The 15,542-nt window shown below is 64.3% G+C and carries 12 protein-coding genes; 3 read left to right on the forward strand and 9 right to left on the reverse strand.

Features of this window, described 5'->3' with window-relative positions; translation table 11 throughout:
- Nucleotides 1–35: 35 nt before the first annotated feature.
- Nucleotides 36–1,211 carry an MFS transporter gene (locus AC1DPX_RS23955; RefSeq protein ID WP_477239871.1) on the reverse strand — a complete coding sequence of 392 codons (1,176 nt, stop codon included), beginning with the start codon at nt 1,209–1,211 and terminating at the stop codon, nt 36–38.
- A gap of 163 nt (nt 1,212–1,374) precedes the next feature.
- A complete protein-coding gene (locus AC1DPX_RS23960; protein ID WP_477239872.1) occupies nt 1,375–3,741 on the reverse strand; it encodes a membrane-bound PQQ-dependent dehydrogenase, glucose/quinate/shikimate family in 2,367 nt (788 codons plus the stop codon).
- 175 nt (nt 3,742–3,916) lie between these two features.
- On the opposite strand from AC1DPX_RS23960, the gene AC1DPX_RS23965 reads away from it, so the two are divergent.
- Nucleotides 3,917–4,369, forward strand: coding sequence for a MarR family winged helix-turn-helix transcriptional regulator (locus AC1DPX_RS23965; protein ID WP_202358168.1), 453 nt, complete (start codon nt 3,917–3,919; stop codon nt 4,367–4,369).
- Between the two features lie 2 nt (nt 4,370–4,371).
- Here AC1DPX_RS23965 and AC1DPX_RS23970 read toward each other — a convergent pair whose 3' ends face one another.
- On the reverse strand, nt 4,372–5,748 hold the full coding sequence (locus tag AC1DPX_RS23970; protein ID WP_477239873.1) for an FAD-containing oxidoreductase: 1,377 nt from the start codon (nt 5,746–5,748) through the stop codon (nt 4,372–4,374).
- Nucleotides 5,745–6,206, reverse strand: a complete 462-nt coding sequence (locus AC1DPX_RS23975; protein WP_202358170.1) for a DUF4126 domain-containing protein — start codon at nt 6,204–6,206, stop codon at nt 5,745–5,747. Before AC1DPX_RS23975 ends, AC1DPX_RS23970 begins: the two co-directional genes overlap by 4 nt.
- Nucleotides 6,207–6,345: 139 nt before the next feature.
- Between AC1DPX_RS23975 and AC1DPX_RS23980 the strand changes: the two genes are divergently transcribed.
- Nucleotides 6,346–6,903 carry a sugar O-acetyltransferase gene (locus AC1DPX_RS23980; RefSeq protein WP_477239874.1) on the forward strand — a complete coding sequence of 186 codons (558 nt, stop codon included), beginning with the start codon at nt 6,346–6,348 and terminating at the stop codon, nt 6,901–6,903.
- A 16-nt stretch (nt 6,904–6,919) separates the two neighbouring features.
- Here AC1DPX_RS23980 and AC1DPX_RS23985 read toward each other — a convergent pair whose 3' ends face one another.
- Complete coding sequence (locus tag AC1DPX_RS23985) at nt 6,920–7,906, reverse strand: helix-turn-helix domain-containing protein (protein WP_477239875.1); 987 nt, start codon at nt 7,904–7,906, stop codon at nt 6,920–6,922.
- Nucleotides 7,907–8,032: 126 nt separating this feature from the next.
- On the opposite strand from AC1DPX_RS23985, the gene AC1DPX_RS23990 reads away from it, so the two are divergent.
- Entirely contained in the window at nt 8,033–8,677 is a 645-nt protein-coding gene (locus tag AC1DPX_RS23990) for a cysteine hydrolase family protein (protein ID WP_477239876.1), read from the forward strand.
- Between the two features lie 69 nt (nt 8,678–8,746).
- On the opposite strand, the gene AC1DPX_RS23995 is transcribed toward AC1DPX_RS23990, so the two are convergent.
- The 4 genes from AC1DPX_RS23995 to AC1DPX_RS24010 form a co-directional block, all read right to left on the reverse strand.
- Nucleotides 8,747–10,426: a formate--tetrahydrofolate ligase gene (locus AC1DPX_RS23995; protein ID WP_202358174.1), complete on the reverse strand. Its 1,680-nt coding sequence runs from the start codon at nt 10,424–10,426 to the stop codon at nt 8,747–8,749.
- A 394-nt stretch (nt 10,427–10,820) separates the two neighbouring features.
- Nucleotides 10,821–11,945, reverse strand: coding sequence for a DUF2333 family protein (locus AC1DPX_RS24000; protein ID WP_202358175.1), 1,125 nt, complete (start codon nt 11,943–11,945; stop codon nt 10,821–10,823).
- Nucleotides 11,946–12,107: 162 nt separating this feature from the next.
- Nucleotides 12,108–13,409 carry a DUF6638 family protein gene (locus AC1DPX_RS24005; protein WP_202358176.1) on the reverse strand — a complete coding sequence of 434 codons (1,302 nt, stop codon included), beginning with the start codon at nt 13,407–13,409 and terminating at the stop codon, nt 12,108–12,110.
- A gap of 222 nt (nt 13,410–13,631) precedes the next feature.
- Nucleotides 13,632–15,542, reverse strand: coding sequence for an AAA family ATPase (locus AC1DPX_RS24010; RefSeq protein WP_477239877.1), 1,911 nt, complete (start codon nt 15,540–15,542; stop codon nt 13,632–13,634).

Consider the following 15,542-nt stretch of genomic DNA (forward strand, 5'->3'; position numbering starts at 1 on the left):
GGGCGCAAGATTTCCGTCCCTCTGGCGATGGACGTCTATTCCGCGGCAGCCTGGAGCGAGACGGGCGCGCGCCGGTCCAGTGCTTGCGACAGCACCGCGACGGTGACCGCCAGCAGCGCGAGCACCGCGCCGACCAATGGCAGGTGGGCGTAGGAAACGCCGGCGGACAGGGCCACGCCGCCGATCCAGGCGCCGCCGGCATTGCCGACATTGAACGCGCCCTGGTTCAGCGTGGCGGCAAGGTTGGGCCCTTCGGAAGCCGCCTCGACGACGCGGATCTGCAGCGGCGGCACCACGACGAAGATGAGCAGGCCCCAGAGGAAGACAATGCCGATGGCGACGCTTGCAATGGCGCCGAACTGCATGAAGCCGACGAACAGCACCGCCATCAGAAGCAGCGTACCGATCACCGTCGGCATCAGCTTCCAGTCCGCCAGCCGCCCACCAATGATGTTGCCGATCGTCATGCCGGCGCCGAACAGCAGGAGCACCCAGGTGACTGCCGATGTGGACAGGCCGGACACGTCGGTCAGATATGGCTTGATGTAGGTGAACACGGCAAACAGGCTGGCCGAGGCCAGCGAGGCGATCAGCATCGCCAGCCAGACCTGCAGCCTGCCCAGCACCCGCAACTCGCCACGCAGGCCGCCGCCGCTCGGCTCCGTGACATCCGACGGCACCAGCCAGGCGATCGCCGCGACCGAGATCAGGCCGATGCCGACCACGGCGATGAATGTGGAGCGCCAGCCGAAGGCTTCGCCAAGGGCCGTGCCGGCGGGAACGCCGAGGATGTTGGACAGCGTGAGGCCGGCAAACATCAGCGCCATGGCGCTGGCGCGCTTGTTGCGCGGCACCAGGCTGGCGGCGACGACCGAGCCGATGCCGAAGAAGGCACCGTGGCCAAAAGCGGTGAAGACACGCGCCGCCAGCAGCGTCCAATAGTCGGGCGCGATGGCGCAGAACAGATTGCCGATGACAAATGAAGCCGTCAGCCCGACCAGCACCGGCTTGCGCGGCAAATGCGCGGTGGCCATCGCCACGATCGGCGCGCCGAAGACGACGCCGAGCGCATAGCCGGTGACCAGCAGCCCGGCCGAAGGGATCGACACGCGAAGGTCGGCGGCGACCTCCGGCAGCAGGCCCATGATGACGAATTCGGTGGTGCCGATGCAGAAGGACGCAATGGCAAGCGCAAGGATCGGCAAAGGCATGGGGCGTCCAGACTGAATCGGTTCAATTTCCAGACTGCGCGAGTATCCATATCAGACGCAATGTCTATCGCTGCAATGCAGCAATGCAGAAAGCGGGGGGCAGATCGACAAACGGGGCGCCGAGGCGTCCCGTTTGTCGATCATCCGTGGAGGAACTTGCGGATCATGGCGCCTTCGGCAAGGCATAGGCGATGATGTAGTCGCCACGGTCGGGCGACTGTCGTGCGCCGCCCGCCGAGACGACGACGAACTGGCGGCCGCTTTCGGGCGAGGTGTAGGTCATCGGTGTCGCCTGCGCGCCGACCGGCAGGCGGCCTTTCCAAAGCTCCTCGCCGGTGGCGACATCGATGGCACGCAGATAGTAGTCCTGCGTGCCGGCATAGAAGACGAGGCCGCCCGCCGTCGTCACCGGGCCGCCGAGCGACGGCATGCCAATCGGGATCTGCAGGCCGGTCTTCATGCTGAGCGGGCCGGTGTCCTGCAGCGTGCCGGCCGGCACCTGCCAGATGAGTTTTCGCGTGTTCAGGTCGATGGCGCTGATCGTGCCGTAGGGCGGCTGATGGCAAGGCACGCCGAGCGGCGACATGAAGCCGTTCTTCAGCGCGCCATAAGGCGTGCCAAGCTGGGTGCCGAGGCCGTCATGCGCCGCCGAGGGACCATAATTGTCGGCCACGGCGCGCGGCAGCAACTCGACGAATTGCGGCATGCGGATATCGTTGACGATGAGATAGCCATTGGCCTCGTCGATCGAGGCGCTGCCCCAGTTCATGCCGCCATAATAGCCGGGAAACTGCAGCGAGCGTGTCGGGCCGGGCGGCGTGAACTCGCCCTCATAGCGCAGCCTCTTGAAGCCGATGCGGCAGTAGAGCTGGTCGAACGGCGTGGCGCCCCACATGCTGGCTTCGGTGAACGGCTGATCGCCGATCGAAGGCATGCCGACCGAATAGGGCTGGGTCGGCGACAGGAAATCCTCCTTGGCGCCGCCATCCTGGGGCACCGGCTTTTCCTGCACCTCGGCGATCGGCTTGCCGTCGCGGCGGTCGAGCATGAAGATCTGGCCGCGCTTGGTCACCTGGATCAGCGCCGGCACCTTGCCGCCCTTGCCGTCGGGCACATCATAGAGCGCCGGCTGAGAGGGAAGGTCATAGTCCCACAGATCGTGATGCACGGTCTGGAATTTCCATCGCTCGCGGCCGGTGGCGATATCGAGCGCGACGACCGAAGCGGTGTAATCCTCCGCCGCCTTGCTGCGCTCGGCGCCGAAGAAGTCTGGGGTGGCGTTTCCGGTCGGCAGATAGACGAGGCCGAGCGCATCGTCATAGCTCGGCGTCGACCAGACATTGGGCGTGCCGCGCGTGTAGCTCTCGCCTTCCGGCGGCATTTTGGTGATGGCGGGGTTGCCGAGGTCCCAGGCCCAGACCAGTTCGCCTGTCCTGGCGCTGAAGGCACGGATGGCGCCGGAGGGCTCGCCGGTCTCGACATTGTCCCAGACCCAGCCGCCGACCATGATCAGGTCGCGCATGACTGTCGGTGCCGAGGTCTGGAAATAGAAACCGGCCTTGACCTCGCCCATGCCTTGCTTGAGGTCGACAGTGCCGCCCTGGCCGAAATCCGCGCAGGGCTGGCCGGTCCCGGCATCGATCTCGATCAGCCGCGCGTCGATGGTGGTCATGACGATGCGGCCGGCACAGGCGGCTGGAGCGCCGCTGGCCACCGCATCGGCTGTGGGCTGGTAGTAGCTGACACCGCGGCAGCGCTGCCATAGTGGCGCCGAGGCCTTCGGGTCGAATTTCCAACGCGGCTCGCCGGTCTCGGCGTTGAGTGCATTGACGATGTTTGTCGAAGAGCAGGTGTAGACGGTGTCGCCGATCTGCAGCGGCGTGTTCTGGTCCTCGGCGCCCTTGGCCGGGACATCGCCGGTGCGGAAGGTCCAGGCGACCTTGAGGCCCTTCACATTGTCCTTGTTGATCTGGCCGATCGGCGCATAGCGGGTGCCGGTGGGCGTGCGGCCGTAGTGGCGCCAGTCGGTGCTGGAGGCCATCGCGGCGGCAGGCGCCGGCGCTTCGCTGGCGGCAGCGATGTTGCGGATGACGCCATGCGGCTGGAAGGCGTAGGCGGCGGTGGCGACCAGGCCGAGCACGAGGATGCCGGCAAGGGTGAAGGGTCCACGCTTGCCGCCACTGAAGGACGGGAACAGCGGCGCCAGCAGGAGGGCGATCACCGCAAGCACTGCCGGCGCRACCAGTCGCGGCACCAGCGGCCAGAAATTCAGCCCGGCCTCCCATAGAGCCCAGGCAATGGTGGCGAGGAAAATGAGGATGTACAGCCAGAAGCCGGCGCGACGGCGCAACGCAAAGAGGAAACCGGAGACAATGATGCCGGCGCCGGCCAGCGCGTAATACCAGGAGCCGCCAAGCCCGATGAGCTGGACGCCGCCATAGAGCAGCGGCAGGCCGATGGTCATAAGCACCAGGCCGAAAAGGACAAGCAGCCAGATGCCGCCGGAGCTGTTGGAATCTTGGTTCGCCATGTCGGTCCTCACGGTTTTTTCCGGTCGCGGTGCCTCGCGGTCGCGGCGGCCGAAAAGGGCCGTCAGGGCGATCTTTGGAGCTCGGTCGTCGGCTTCCGGTTTTTTGGCGACGGGGGCTTCGCCAGGGAAAAGAATTTTATCGCAACCTAATAGATAGCATGTTATCTTTTTCGCCATGCCCAAGCAAGACCTGGATCGAGCCAGATTTGGCCAACTCGTTATATCAGTCGCCAGGTTGTGGCGGCGCGCGGCCGACAAGGCACTCGACGATTGCGGGCTGTCGCATGCCACCGCCATGCCATTGGTGATGCTGTCGCGGTTGGGCGACAATCAGCGCCAGGGTGTGCTCGCCGATCATCTCGGCTTCGAGGGGCCGTCGCTGGTGCGCATCGTCGATCTGCTGGTCGAGGAAGGGCTGGTGACGCGCGCGGAGGACGCGGCCGACAGACGCGCCAAAATCCTGTCGCTCACCGATGCCGGGCGCAGCCGCGTGACCGAGATCGAGCGGTTGCTGGCGGTGCTGCGCGCCGATCTGTTGAGCGATGTCGGCGACGCCGAATTGAGCGGCGCCATGCTTCTGCTCGGCCGACTGGAAGCGAAGCTGACCGGACCGGATGCTGGGGACTAGACTCAGGCCAGCGGCTTCAGCTCCTGGGCGATGGTGGGCAGCAGTTCCGAGACTGTGGGGTGGATGTGCGTCGCGCGCGCCAGCGTGTCGACCGGCGCCTTGGCGTACATCAAATCGAGCACGCAATGCACCGCCTCGTCGCCGCCGGGACCAAGCACGGAACAGCCGAGGATTTCCCTGGTGTCGGCATCGACGAGAATCTTCATGAAGCCTTGCGTCTCGCCTTTTTCGACGGCGCGGCCGACGCGGGTCATCGGCCGCTGGCCGACCAGCGCGCGGCGTCCGGATTTCCTCACCGCCGCCTCGGTCATGCCGCAGCGGCCGAGCGGCGGGTCGATATAGAGCGCATAGGCCTCGATGCGGTCGCTGACCTTGCGCGGATCATTGTCGAGCAGATTGGCGGCGACGATCTCGTAGTCATTGTAGGAGGTGTGGGTGAAGGCGCCCTTGCCGTTGCAGTCGCCCATCGCCCAGATGCCCGGCACGCTGGTGCGCAGCTGGTCGTCGACCGCGACGAAGCCGCGCTTGTCGACTTCGACGCCGGCTTTGTCGAGGCCGAGATCGTCGGTGTTTGGGGTGCGTCCCAGCGCCAGCAGCACGTGAGAACCGACAGCTGGCGGCTTGCCGGCAGAGAAGGTCACGGCGATATCGTTGCCCTGTTTGGCGAAGCCGATGTCGTCGGCGCCGACATGGACCGCGATGCCTTCGTTTTCGAGGATGGACAGGATGGTGGCCGAGACGTCCTCGTCCTCGCGGCCGGTCAGGCGCGGGCTCTTCTCGATGACGGTGACTTCCGAGCCGAAACGGCGGAACATCTGCGCGAATTCGAGCGAGATATAGCTGCCGCCGACGACGATCAGATGGCGCGGCAGGACCTCGAGATCCATCATCGAGGAATTGGTCAAATAGTCGATGTCGTGGATGCCGGGCAAATCAGGCACTGAGGCACGGCCGCCAGTGTTGAGGAAGATCTTGCCGGCGGTCAGAAGGTCGTCGCCGACGCGCACCGTATTGGCGGATTCGAAGCGCGCATGGCCGCGATAGAGCGTGCATTTGTCCATGCTGGCGATCCAGCTTTCCAGCCCGGTGCGGGAGGCCCCCGAAACCTTGTCCTTGCGCGCCTTGATCTTGGCATAGTCGACGCCGACAGGGCCACTGATCGTGACGCCATAATCGGCCGCGCGCCGCGCCAGATGCGCGGCATAGGCGCTCGCCACCATCGTCTTGGTCGGGATGCAGCCGGTGTTGACGCAGGTGCCGCCGACCAGCTTGCGCTCGATCAGCGCCACGCTCATGCCGGCCGCGTTCAGCCTGCCGGCGAGCGGTGTGCCGGCCTGGCCGGCGCCAATGATGATGGCGTCGAAATTTTTTGCCGTCATGCCACCGCCGCCACGATCAGCAGGCCGCCGATGATCGCGACCGCGTCCTCGATGAAGGCGGCGGGCGGATCCTTGCCGAAAGCGGCTGCCAGCCGGCCGCGCGCTTCGGCGCCGCCCAGCGTGCCGATGACCGCGCCGATGGCGCCGGCGATCAGGCAGACGATGGTGGCGCCACCGGTCGCGCCGATCACTGCGCCGGTGAAGGCGCCCATGATAATGCGGGCGCCGAACTGCTGCGGCACTTTACGGCTTGGCGTCGACGGCAGCTGGTCGGTGACGAGTTCGACGATGGCCAGGATCGTGAAGATGCCGACAGCGGCCCAATGGCTCATGAAGCTTGCCCAGGTGCCGGCAACCGGCAGCCAGCCCAGATACGCGCCCCAGGCGACCGCGGCCGGCGCGGTCATGGCGCGCAGACCGGCAATGACGCCGATCAGAAGTGCAAGAAGATAGAGCATGTTGATCCCCTCGATCACCGGGCCAGGACGGCCTTGAGACGGCAGGCTACCATAGGTCCAATATTTGACCAGTACTTGGATTGGCGCTTTTCTGCGGGACGCTACTATGCTCTGCAAAGACACCAATCGGAGATCCGCCATGGCTGGAAGCGAGCGCGCGAAGATGGCGGCCGGCGAGTGGTACACTTGCCTCGATGACGAGCTGGAGGCGCTGCGTGTTGCCGCGCGCGACGCGGTGTTCGAGCACAATTCGCTTCCGCCGCGGCAGCGCGGCAATCTCGGGCCGGGCCTGAAGGCATTGCTTGGCGGCGTCGGCGAGGGCGCCCGCATCGAGGCGCCGTTCCACTGCGCCTACGGCTTCAACATCTTTCTCGGCGACGGCGTCTTCCTCAACGCCGGCTGCACCATCCTCGACACGGCAAGGGTACGCATCGGCAAGGGAACGCTGCTCGGCCCCAATGTGCAGATCTACTGCGCCGAGCACCATAAGGAAGCTGCGGGCCGACAGGCGGGACTGGAGATCGCCAGGCCGGTCGAGATCGGCGCCCATGCCTGGATCGGCGGCAGCGCAGTCATCCTTGGCGGCGTCAGCATCGGCGAGGGCGCCATCGTCGGCGCCGGCGCGGTGGTGACGCGCGACGTGCCGGCAAACACGACGGTGGTCGGAAATCCGGCGCGGGCGGTCAAGCGCGGCTGAGTCCCGTTGCAAGCAATCAGGCACGCGCCATGCGTTCGCCCTGGTCTGCCTGTCTTGAGAATTCCCGCCGATACTGCGCCGGCGATGTCCGGAGCCTTGCGGCGAAATGCTGGCGCAGCGAGGTGGCGCTGCCGAAGCCGGCCTCGAAGGCGACGATGTCCATCGATTTCTCCGTGGCTTCCAGCAGGCGCTGCGCCAGTTCGATGCGCTGGCTGGTCAGCCAGTCGCCAAAACTGGTGCCGATCGATTTCTGGAAGCGGCGGGTGAAGGTGCGCCGCGTCAGGCCGGCGGCCTCGGCCACGCTGTCGAGGCTGTGCGTTTCGCCGAGCGTGGCGCGCACCGCGTCGAGCGCCTGGGTGAAGCGGTCGGCGTCAGCGCTCTTTGCAACGGGACGTTCGATGAACTGCGCCTGCCCGCCCTGGCGGTGAGGCGAGAGGACGACGTGCCGGGCGAGCCGCAGTGCCGCTTCCGCGCCATAACGGGCGCGCACAATATGCAGGCAGCAGTCCAGGCCGGCGGCGACACCGGCGGAGGTGACGATGTCGCCGTCGTCGACATAGAGCACATCCGCATCGATCGAAATGTCGGGGTGCAGGGCGCGCAGCTGCTCGGTATAGGCCCAATGCGTGGTCGCCTTGCGGCCTGAAAGCAGGCCGGCGGCAGCGATGGCAAAGGTGCCGAGGCACAGGCCGACGATCAGCGCCCCGCGCCGGTGGGCGCGGCCGAGCGCTTCGTTGAGCGGCCTGACCAGCGGGGCTTCGAGATCCTTCCAGCTCGGGATGATGATGATGTCGGCATCGTCGAGCGCGGACAGACCGTGCGGGACAAGGATGCTCAGCCCGGCATCGGTCTGGATCATGCCTTGCTCGACCCCGCAGACACGGAAGTCGAAGCGCGGCAGGCCGAGCCTCGTGCGGTCGGCGCCGAACACCAGGCAAGGCACGGAGAGATGGAACGGGCTGATGCCGTCGAAGGCGAGGGCGGCAATGATCGGGGCGGTCATGGGCGTTTCCGGTTCGGAAGCTGGATTGTCCCAATTCTTTCGAATGATGTCAATCGGGCCACTTTTGGTCACTCATGGAGCCGCCTATTGTCCGCCCATCGCATTCAAGCCGGAAAGGAAAACCCCATGTCTGCCTCAGCCAACACCACGCCGCGCCGCGCGCTGATCGTCGTCGACGTCCAGAACGATTATGACGGCGGCAATCTGGCCATCCAGCATCCGCCGTTCCGCGACAGCGTCGTCAATGTGGCGCGCGCCATGGACGCCGCGGCGGCCGCCGGCATCAAGGTGGTCGTCATCAAGCAGATGGCGCCCGAGACGTCGCCGATCTTCGCCAAGGGCAGCCATGGCGGCGACCTGCATCCCGAAATCGCCAGGCGCGGCCGTGACCACTATGTCGAGAAGACGCTGCCTTCCGCCTTCACCGGCACCGACCTCGAAGCGTGGCTGCGCGCCAACGCCATCGATACGATCACTGTGGTCGGCTACATGACGCATAATTGCGACCTGTCGACCATCATCCATGCCGTGCATATGGGCTTTGCCGTCGAGTTCCTGTCGGATGCAACGGGCTCGGTGCCCTACGCCAACAGCGCCGGCTATGCCTCGGCAGAGGAGATCCACCGCGTGGTGACTGTTATCCTGCAGTCGCGCTTCGCCGCGGTGCTTAAGACCGCCGAATGGGCCGAGTGCCTGAAGACCGGCGCCTTGCCGGAGCGCGACTCGATCTACGCCTCCAACCAGCGGGCGCTGGCGCGCAGCGCGGCGTAGGACCACTCCGCAACAGAAAGGGCGCCGCATCGCTGCAGCGCCCTTTGCCGTTTGGGATTTTGAAGGATTCTAGAACAGGCCTTCGATCTGGCCGGCCTCGTTGAGGAAGATCTTTTCCGAGGACGGCGCCTTGGGCAGACCGGGCATGGTCATGACCTCGCCGCAGATGATGACGACGAAGCCTGCACCCGCCGAAAGCCTGACCTCGCGCACCGGCACGGTGTGGCCGGTCGGCGCGCCGCGCAGGTTCGGGTCGGTCGAGAAGGAGTACTGGGTCTTGGCCATGCAGACCGGCAGATTGCCATAGCCGGCGTCTTCCCAGGCTTTGAGCTGGTCGCGCACCGACTTGTCGGCGATCGCTTCCGAACCGCGATAGATGCGCTGGACGATGGTGTTGATCTTCTCGAACAGCGGCATGGCGTCGGGATAGAGCGGCGCGAACTGCGAGGCGCCGGATTCGGCCAGTGCCACCACCTTGTTGGCGAGGTCCTCGATGCCGGCCGAGCCCTTGGCCCAATGCTTGCACAGCACAGCCTCTTCGCCCATCGAGGCGACATAGTCCTTCATCGCCTGGATTTCGGCGTCGGTGTCGGAATAGAAGTGGTTGATGGCAACCACCGCCGGCACGCCGAACTGCCTGATGTTCTCGATGTGGCGGCCGAGATTGGCGCAGCCCTTCTTCACGGCCTCGACGTTTTCCTTGCCGAGGTCTTCCTTCTTGACGCCGCCATTCATCTTCATGGCGCGCACGGTGGCGACGATGACGGCGGCTGCTGGCTTGAGGCCCGCCTTGCGGCATTTGATGTCGAAGAATTTTTCAGCGCCAAGGTCGGCGCCGAAACCGGCTTCGGTGACGACATAGTCGGCAAGCTTCAGTGCCGTCGTGGTGGCGACAACCGAGTTGCAGCCATGGGCGATGTTGGCGAACGGGCCGCCATGGACGAAGGCCGGGTTGTTCTCCAGCGTCTGGACCAGGTTCGGCTGCATGGCGTCCTTCAGGAGCACGGCCATGGCGCCGTCGGCCTTGAGGTCGCGGGCATAGACCGGCGACTTGTCGCGGCGATAGGCGACGATGATGTCGCCGAGGCGCTTTTCGAGATCCTTAAGGTCGGTCGACAGGCACAGGATGGCCATGACTTCCGAGGCGACGGTGATGTCGAAGCCGGCTTCACGCGGAAAACCGTTCGCGACGCCGCCGAGCGAGCAGATGATTTCACGCAACGCCCGGTCGTTCATGTCCATGACGCGGCGCCACACCACGCGGCGGGTATCGATGCCGAGCTCATTGCCCCAGTAGATGTGGTTGTCGATCAGCGCCGAAAGCAGATTGTGGGCGGTGGTGATGGCGTGGAAGTCGCCGGTGAAATGGAGGTTCATGTCCTCCATCGGCACGACCTGCGCGTAACCGCCGCCGGCGGCACCACCCTTGACGCCGAAATTCGGGCCGAGCGAGGCCTCGCGAATGCAGACGATCGCCTTCTTGCCGATGCGGTTGAGGCCGTCACCAAGGCCGACGGTGGTGGTGGTCTTGCCTTCGCCGGCAGGCGTCGGGTTGATGGCAGTGACCAGGATCAGCTTGCCGTCCTTGTTGCCCTTCACCGATTTGATGAACTCGGCCGAGATCTTGGCCTTGTCGTGGCCATAGGGCAGCAGATGCTCGGTCGGGATGCCGATCTTCTGGCCGATCTCCTGGATCTGCTTTTTCTTGGCGGCGCGCGCGATCTCGATGTCGGACTTCACTTCGGCCATGACGGCTTTCCTCTGGATTGAACGGTGGAGGGGACGGGGTTGATCTCACTCGCAAGCAGGTTGGAACCGGGCGCGCGGGCATGTTCTAACCCTGTCGCAGCCGTGGCGTCAACTTCCATGCAACTATGTTTCCTATAGAGAAAATTCTTCTGCGGCCGGCCGACCTGTCTTCGGTTCTTTCTGGCTCCGCTTGCCGTGCCGTATAGAAGCCAGAGCAGGGGCGCTTCCGCCGTCTCAAAACAGCCGCACAATGCACGGAATGCGACAGAGGCGACGGCGCAAATTCGCCATCGGTCGGCTAAAGCGCATCGCGCTTTAGCCTTTTGTTTTAATGCATGTCGTTTTCCCAAAACCGGGACCACTTTTGGGCGACATGCATTGCGGGTAAGCAGCCTTACTGCGTCAGCACGTTGCTGATTTCGACCATGTTGGAGCGCACGCGCAGGATGTAGAAGCCCATCGTCGTCAGATGCGTCGGCAGCAGCCAGCCATCCTCACGGCCATTGGCGATGATGAAGGGCTGGATGCGCAGGGCCGAGACGAACTGCGCGTCCATCGTGTCCCACAGGCTCTGCAGGTGCTTTTCCTTGATGACGTCCTCGAAATCGGCCTGGGCACCCTTCATCAGGCCGTAGTAGGCATAGAGCTGGCCATAGGCGAACCAGTAGCGGTCGTCGGCGCGGGTGTCGAACCAGCCATTGTTATGGTTCTCGGCACGCTCCTTGAGGATGGCGGAGGTCGAGCCGATGTCCGATGCGATGCGGTCGATATACTGCTTCAGATTGTCGGCGCGGGCATCGAACGTGGCCTGGCAAGTGGCAAGGCGGGCATTGAACGAGCGCAGCTTGCGCACGGCGTCGCGATAATAGCTCGGGGTCGGCGTCTTCGGGCCGAACGGGCTCACGCCGAAATACCACGTGTATTCGTCGAACTGCAGATTGCCGCGCGCATCCTGCAGATCGGCATCGATCTGCGAGGTCGTGCGCACGCGGCCGAGATTGTCGGCGAGCTCGGTCGCCGTGCGCCGCACCGCCTGGTTGATGCCGCGCTGGAAGGACGCCTTGTTGTCCATCCACGGCGTGTTGTCCCAGTCGATGCCGAACAGGCCGAGCTTGTAGAGGATCATCGACGAGATCCAGGCATTCTGATTGACGTTGAAGTCGGTCAGGTCCGCCGCGATCTGGGCAATGCCGGAATTGCCGCAGGTCTTTGCCGTGTCGGTGCCGGTGCCGGCGGCCACCTGCTCGCCGGCGGAAACATTGCGCTTCTCGAACGTGTAGCCGTCTGGATAGTTCGGGTTGAAATTGTTCCACCACTGGGTGGCGTAGAAGAAGTTGGCGTAAAGGCCGATCAGCACCAGTAGCGCCAGGCCGAGCACGGCCTTGAGGATCCAGCCGCGCTGCGTGTACCAGCGGCCCGCCCACAGGAACGGCCACAGGACGGCACCGATCAAGAGGCCGATGCCGCGGCCGATCCACTGAAAGATCCGGGTGAAGAAATTGACGATCGGATCGAGCATGGCAGTGTCACCCCCTCAAAGCATGATGCCAAAAAGTTGCAGACTTTTTGGATAACATCATGCGCCAAAACAACTCAGCATGATGCCAAAAAGTTGCAGGCTTTTTGGATAACATCATGCGCCAAAACAACAAGTTAGAACGAAATGGCGGCTCATTTCGTTCTAGTCAGTCAGGCCGTAGAGGCGTGTGCGAAACGCCACCTTGTCCTTCAAATATGTGGTTTTCAGAACGTCCACAACATGCGACCGCCAGGCGTCGCTGAAGCCGTCATAGTCCTTGTAGAAGCCCTGCTTGTTGAAGATGTAGCGCGAGACGAAGTCGGTCGGCACGAAATCCGAGATCAGCCGGTTGGTCAGCCAGGCGTCGGGATGGTCCGGCTTGGCGCGGATCACCAGGAAGCGTTGCTGGGGGAAGACATCCTCGATCTTGAGATGGCCAAGCTGGGCGATCTCGCGCTTGGCGGCGTTGAGGAAGGGGAAATTGCCGTCCTTGGTGATCAGGTCGGCATGGCTCTGGATCCAGGTCTGCAGCCAGACCTTGTCGACATCGGTCAGATTGCGGTTCGGCTCGGCGTCGCGGATCAGCGCGCGCACCACCATCTCGGCCCGGTGCTCGAGATAGCCGGACGCTTCGATCCAGGAGGCACGGGGCAGTTCGATGCGGCCGGTGCTGGCCAGGAACTTGAACACCTTGTCGGCGTCGTTGATCGAGAGATAGCTGACCTGCCACGGCCGCGAGCGGCGAAAGCCAGGCGCGGCCGGGTCGCTGATCACCGTCGTCATGTCGGGATCGACGAAGACGTAGAGCCCGCCGAAATGGCTGGTCCAGTAGGCGTTGTGGCGGAAGATCACCTGATCCGGCACCAGCGCGTTCTCTCTGATGTCGCCGCAGATCTTCGCCAGCTCCACCATGCGCGTCAGCATGGCGTTGTCGCGCCAGGCATCGGGCTCCTGCTTCAGCCGGTCGACCAGCTTGCCGAGTTCGGCGGCCTTGCCCAGAACGTCCTCGGCCGACAGCACCTTGAACTCGACCTGGTTGATCGACAGCAAGTCCTCGATGTCGTTGACCTTGGGAACGGAATCCTCGATCTCGCCGTAGATGACGTCCTTGATGGTCAGCGCGTCGATGGCGCGCTGGTTCTTGGACATGAACTCGAACATCAGCTGCGAGGTGTTGGAGAAGGCGGTGTGCACCACCGGCAGGTCGATCTGCGACGGCGTCAGGATGATGAAACGGCGGTTGACCTCGTTGGGATCGAGATAGTCAGGGTCGCCGCATTCGTCGGCGATCTCGGGCGAAAACCCGGTGCGGTCGATCTGGAAGCTTTTCAGCTTGGTCGGCGCGAGACCGAAGGCGGCCAGCGCCTTGTTGTAGCGCTGGATGAGGTGTGGCTCGTCGACGGGGAGCAAACGACCGTAGATGAGTTCGTTGTCGCGCAGGAGGTCGGGTTTTTTGGCGTTCATCTTGCCTTCCCTCCGTTCACAGGGAGAAGGTGCCCGAAGGGCGGATGAGCTGTGCGGTCTTCCCTTCTTCCCTTGTGGGAGAAGGTGTCGCCGAAGGCGACGGATGAGGGGTGCTCCAGGGAACGCCAACGCCTCACTCCGCTGGAACACCCCTCATCCGTCTCGGCGCTAACGCGCCGATCCACCTTCTCCCACAAGGGGAGAAGGGAAGGTCGGCGCGCCTCAAGCATCCCACAGCCCCTTCTTCTTCATCTCTTCCATCTCGCGCGCCGCCCGCTCGCGCAGCCGCGCGTCGCGCAGCAGCTTTTCCACCGCGGCGTCGTCCGACTTGTCGGAATAGCGGAACTCGGAATCGGCGTAGCGGTTGATCTCCTGCATGACCATGTCCATCGAGAACGGACCGCGCAGTTCCTCGATCATGGCTTTCTTCTCGTCATAGGCCTTGTGCATGAAGGCTTCCGGCTTCTCGAACCAGTCGTCGGGAAGCTCGATGTCCATGGCGCGCATCTTGATGGCGTCGGTGACGTTCTTGATGGCGCGGCCGGTAAAGCGCGGCTCGGCGTCCTTGATCAGGTGCAGGTAGGTGCCGATGTCGGCCATGGTCTTGGGCGCGCCGTTCTCCTTCATGTAGCGCTCATAGACCTTCATCAGCCCGTCCTCTTGCGGCTTCTCATGCTCCTCATAGGCCTCGGTCACGGCGCGCTGGATTTCCTGCGCGGCGTAGAGCTCGTGCTTGCCCAGAGGGATCTCGTGGTTCTTGCCGGCAAGCAGCACGAAGATGTCGATATAGTCGTCGCGGGTCTGCGGGCCGTCGACCAGCCAGCGGGCGCCGGCGCGCTGGCGCAGCGCGTCGTCGACATTTTCGGGATAGTTGGAGAACATGCCGAACGAGCAGTTGCCGCGCACGACGGTTGAAGCGCCGGCGAAGGCATCCATCAAGACGCCGGTGATTTCCTGCTGGCCGGCCGAGGCGCGGTCGTCGGAACGTCTGGCGGCCACCTGGTCGATGTCGTCGATGGTGCCGAAGCCGATGACGCGGGGATTGAGCACATTGTTGATGAACTGGCGGCAGTTCTGGCCCGACTTGCCCTGGTAGGACGAGATCTGGTCGACGCCGAAATTCTCGTAGGCGAAGGGATAGCCGGCGACCTGGCAGTAGCCGTTGACGAGGCCGGCGATCATCTGGATCAAAGTCGTCTTGCCGGTGCCGGGCGCGCCGTCGCCGATGAAGGTGAACAGGAAGCCGCCGAGCTCGACGAAGGGGTTCAGTTCGCGCTCGAAATCATAGGCCATCAGCATCTTGGCAAGCTTGACCGACTGGTATTTGGCGATGTGGTTGCCGACAACCTCTTCCGGCTTCTTGAAGGTCATCACCAGCGGCTTGGATCGCTTGCCCGGCGCGACGTCGAAGCCGTCGAGGGTGAAATCATCGGCATCGATGCGGATATGGGCGTTCTCGAACGGGCCGATGCCGTCGAAGCGGCCTTTTCTGGCCAGCAGCCCGTCGATGGCGACACGGGCAAAGGCGCGTGCCCGGATCATCAGGTCGGCGTCGTCCTTCGAGCCCGCTATCGCCTTGTCGAGGCCGGCGAGGATCGACTTCACCGCATCCTGCGGCGTGTCGAACAGGAAATCCGGCTCTGGCGTGTCGTTGGGCGCCTCGCCATCGCTGTCGATCAGCTGGAACAGATAGGAGGCGAGGCTGAAAGCCGAGATGTAGGCGGAAGCGGAGAGAAGCCTCTTGAAGGCCGAGGCCTCGTCGCCCTCGAGCGGGGCGCGGGTGTTTTTCGCCTGCAGGCTTTCAAGGTCTGAGCCTTCGGCGAAGACATCCGATACAGCGAGCGCGATCGCCGTGCCGCGCCGGGCGCGAAACAGAAGCGTGTGCTGCGGGATGGTGAGCAACTGGTCGTCGGGATGGACGGCGCCGACGGTCTTCGACAGCTCGACCTCGCGGGTGCGGCGCACCGAGCCGACCGAGACAGTGGAGACGAAGCGGCGGTTGGTGCCAGCCAGTGCGGTACCGGATTCGCGCGACGGATCCTCCAGCACGACGATGCGGGTGATGAAGCTCTGCGCGGTGGCGCGGTGCTTCTCGATCGCCGCTTCCGGGATGGTGGTCAGGCCGGTGTCCAT

Source organism: Mesorhizobium sp. 01N446 (genome assembly GCF_056399285.1).

Bases quoted from the DNA above. Each gene is read 5' to 3' on its own strand.
- AC1DPX_RS23985 (WP_477239875.1), bottom strand. From the start codon at position 7,906: ATGACCGCCCCGATCATTGCCGCCCTCGCCTTCGACGGCATCAGCCCG.
- AC1DPX_RS23990 (WP_477239876.1), top strand. From the start codon at position 8,033: ATGTCTGCCTCAGCCAACACCACGCCGCGCCGCGCGCTGATCGTCGTC.
- AC1DPX_RS23970 (WP_477239873.1), bottom strand. From the start codon at position 5,748: ATGACGGCAAAAAATTTCGACGCCATCATCATTGGCGCCGGCCAGGCC.
- AC1DPX_RS23995 (WP_202358174.1), bottom strand. From the start codon at position 10,426: ATGGCCGAAGTGAAGTCCGACATCGAGATCGCGCGCGCCGCCAAGAAA.
- AC1DPX_RS24000 (WP_202358175.1), bottom strand. From the start codon at position 11,945: ATGCTCGATCCGATCGTCAATTTCTTCACCCGGATCTTTCAGTGGATC.
- AC1DPX_RS23980 (WP_477239874.1), top strand. From the start codon at position 6,346: ATGGCTGGAAGCGAGCGCGCGAAGATGGCGGCCGGCGAGTGGTACACT.
- AC1DPX_RS23955 (WP_477239871.1), bottom strand. From the start codon at position 1,211: ATGCCTTTGCCGATCCTTGCGCTTGCCATTGCGTCCTTCTGCATCGGC.
- AC1DPX_RS23965 (WP_202358168.1), top strand. From the start codon at position 3,917: ATGCCCAAGCAAGACCTGGATCGAGCCAGATTTGGCCAACTCGTTATA.
- AC1DPX_RS24010 (WP_477239877.1), bottom strand. From the start codon at position 15,542: ATGGACACCGGCCTGACCACCATCCCGGAAGCGGCGATCGAGAAGCAC.
- AC1DPX_RS23975 (WP_202358170.1), bottom strand. From the start codon at position 6,206: ATGCTCTATCTTCTTGCACTTCTGATCGGCGTCATTGCCGGTCTGCGC.
- AC1DPX_RS24005 (WP_202358176.1), bottom strand. From the start codon at position 13,409: ATGAACGCCAAAAAACCCGACCTCCTGCGCGACAACGAACTCATCTAC.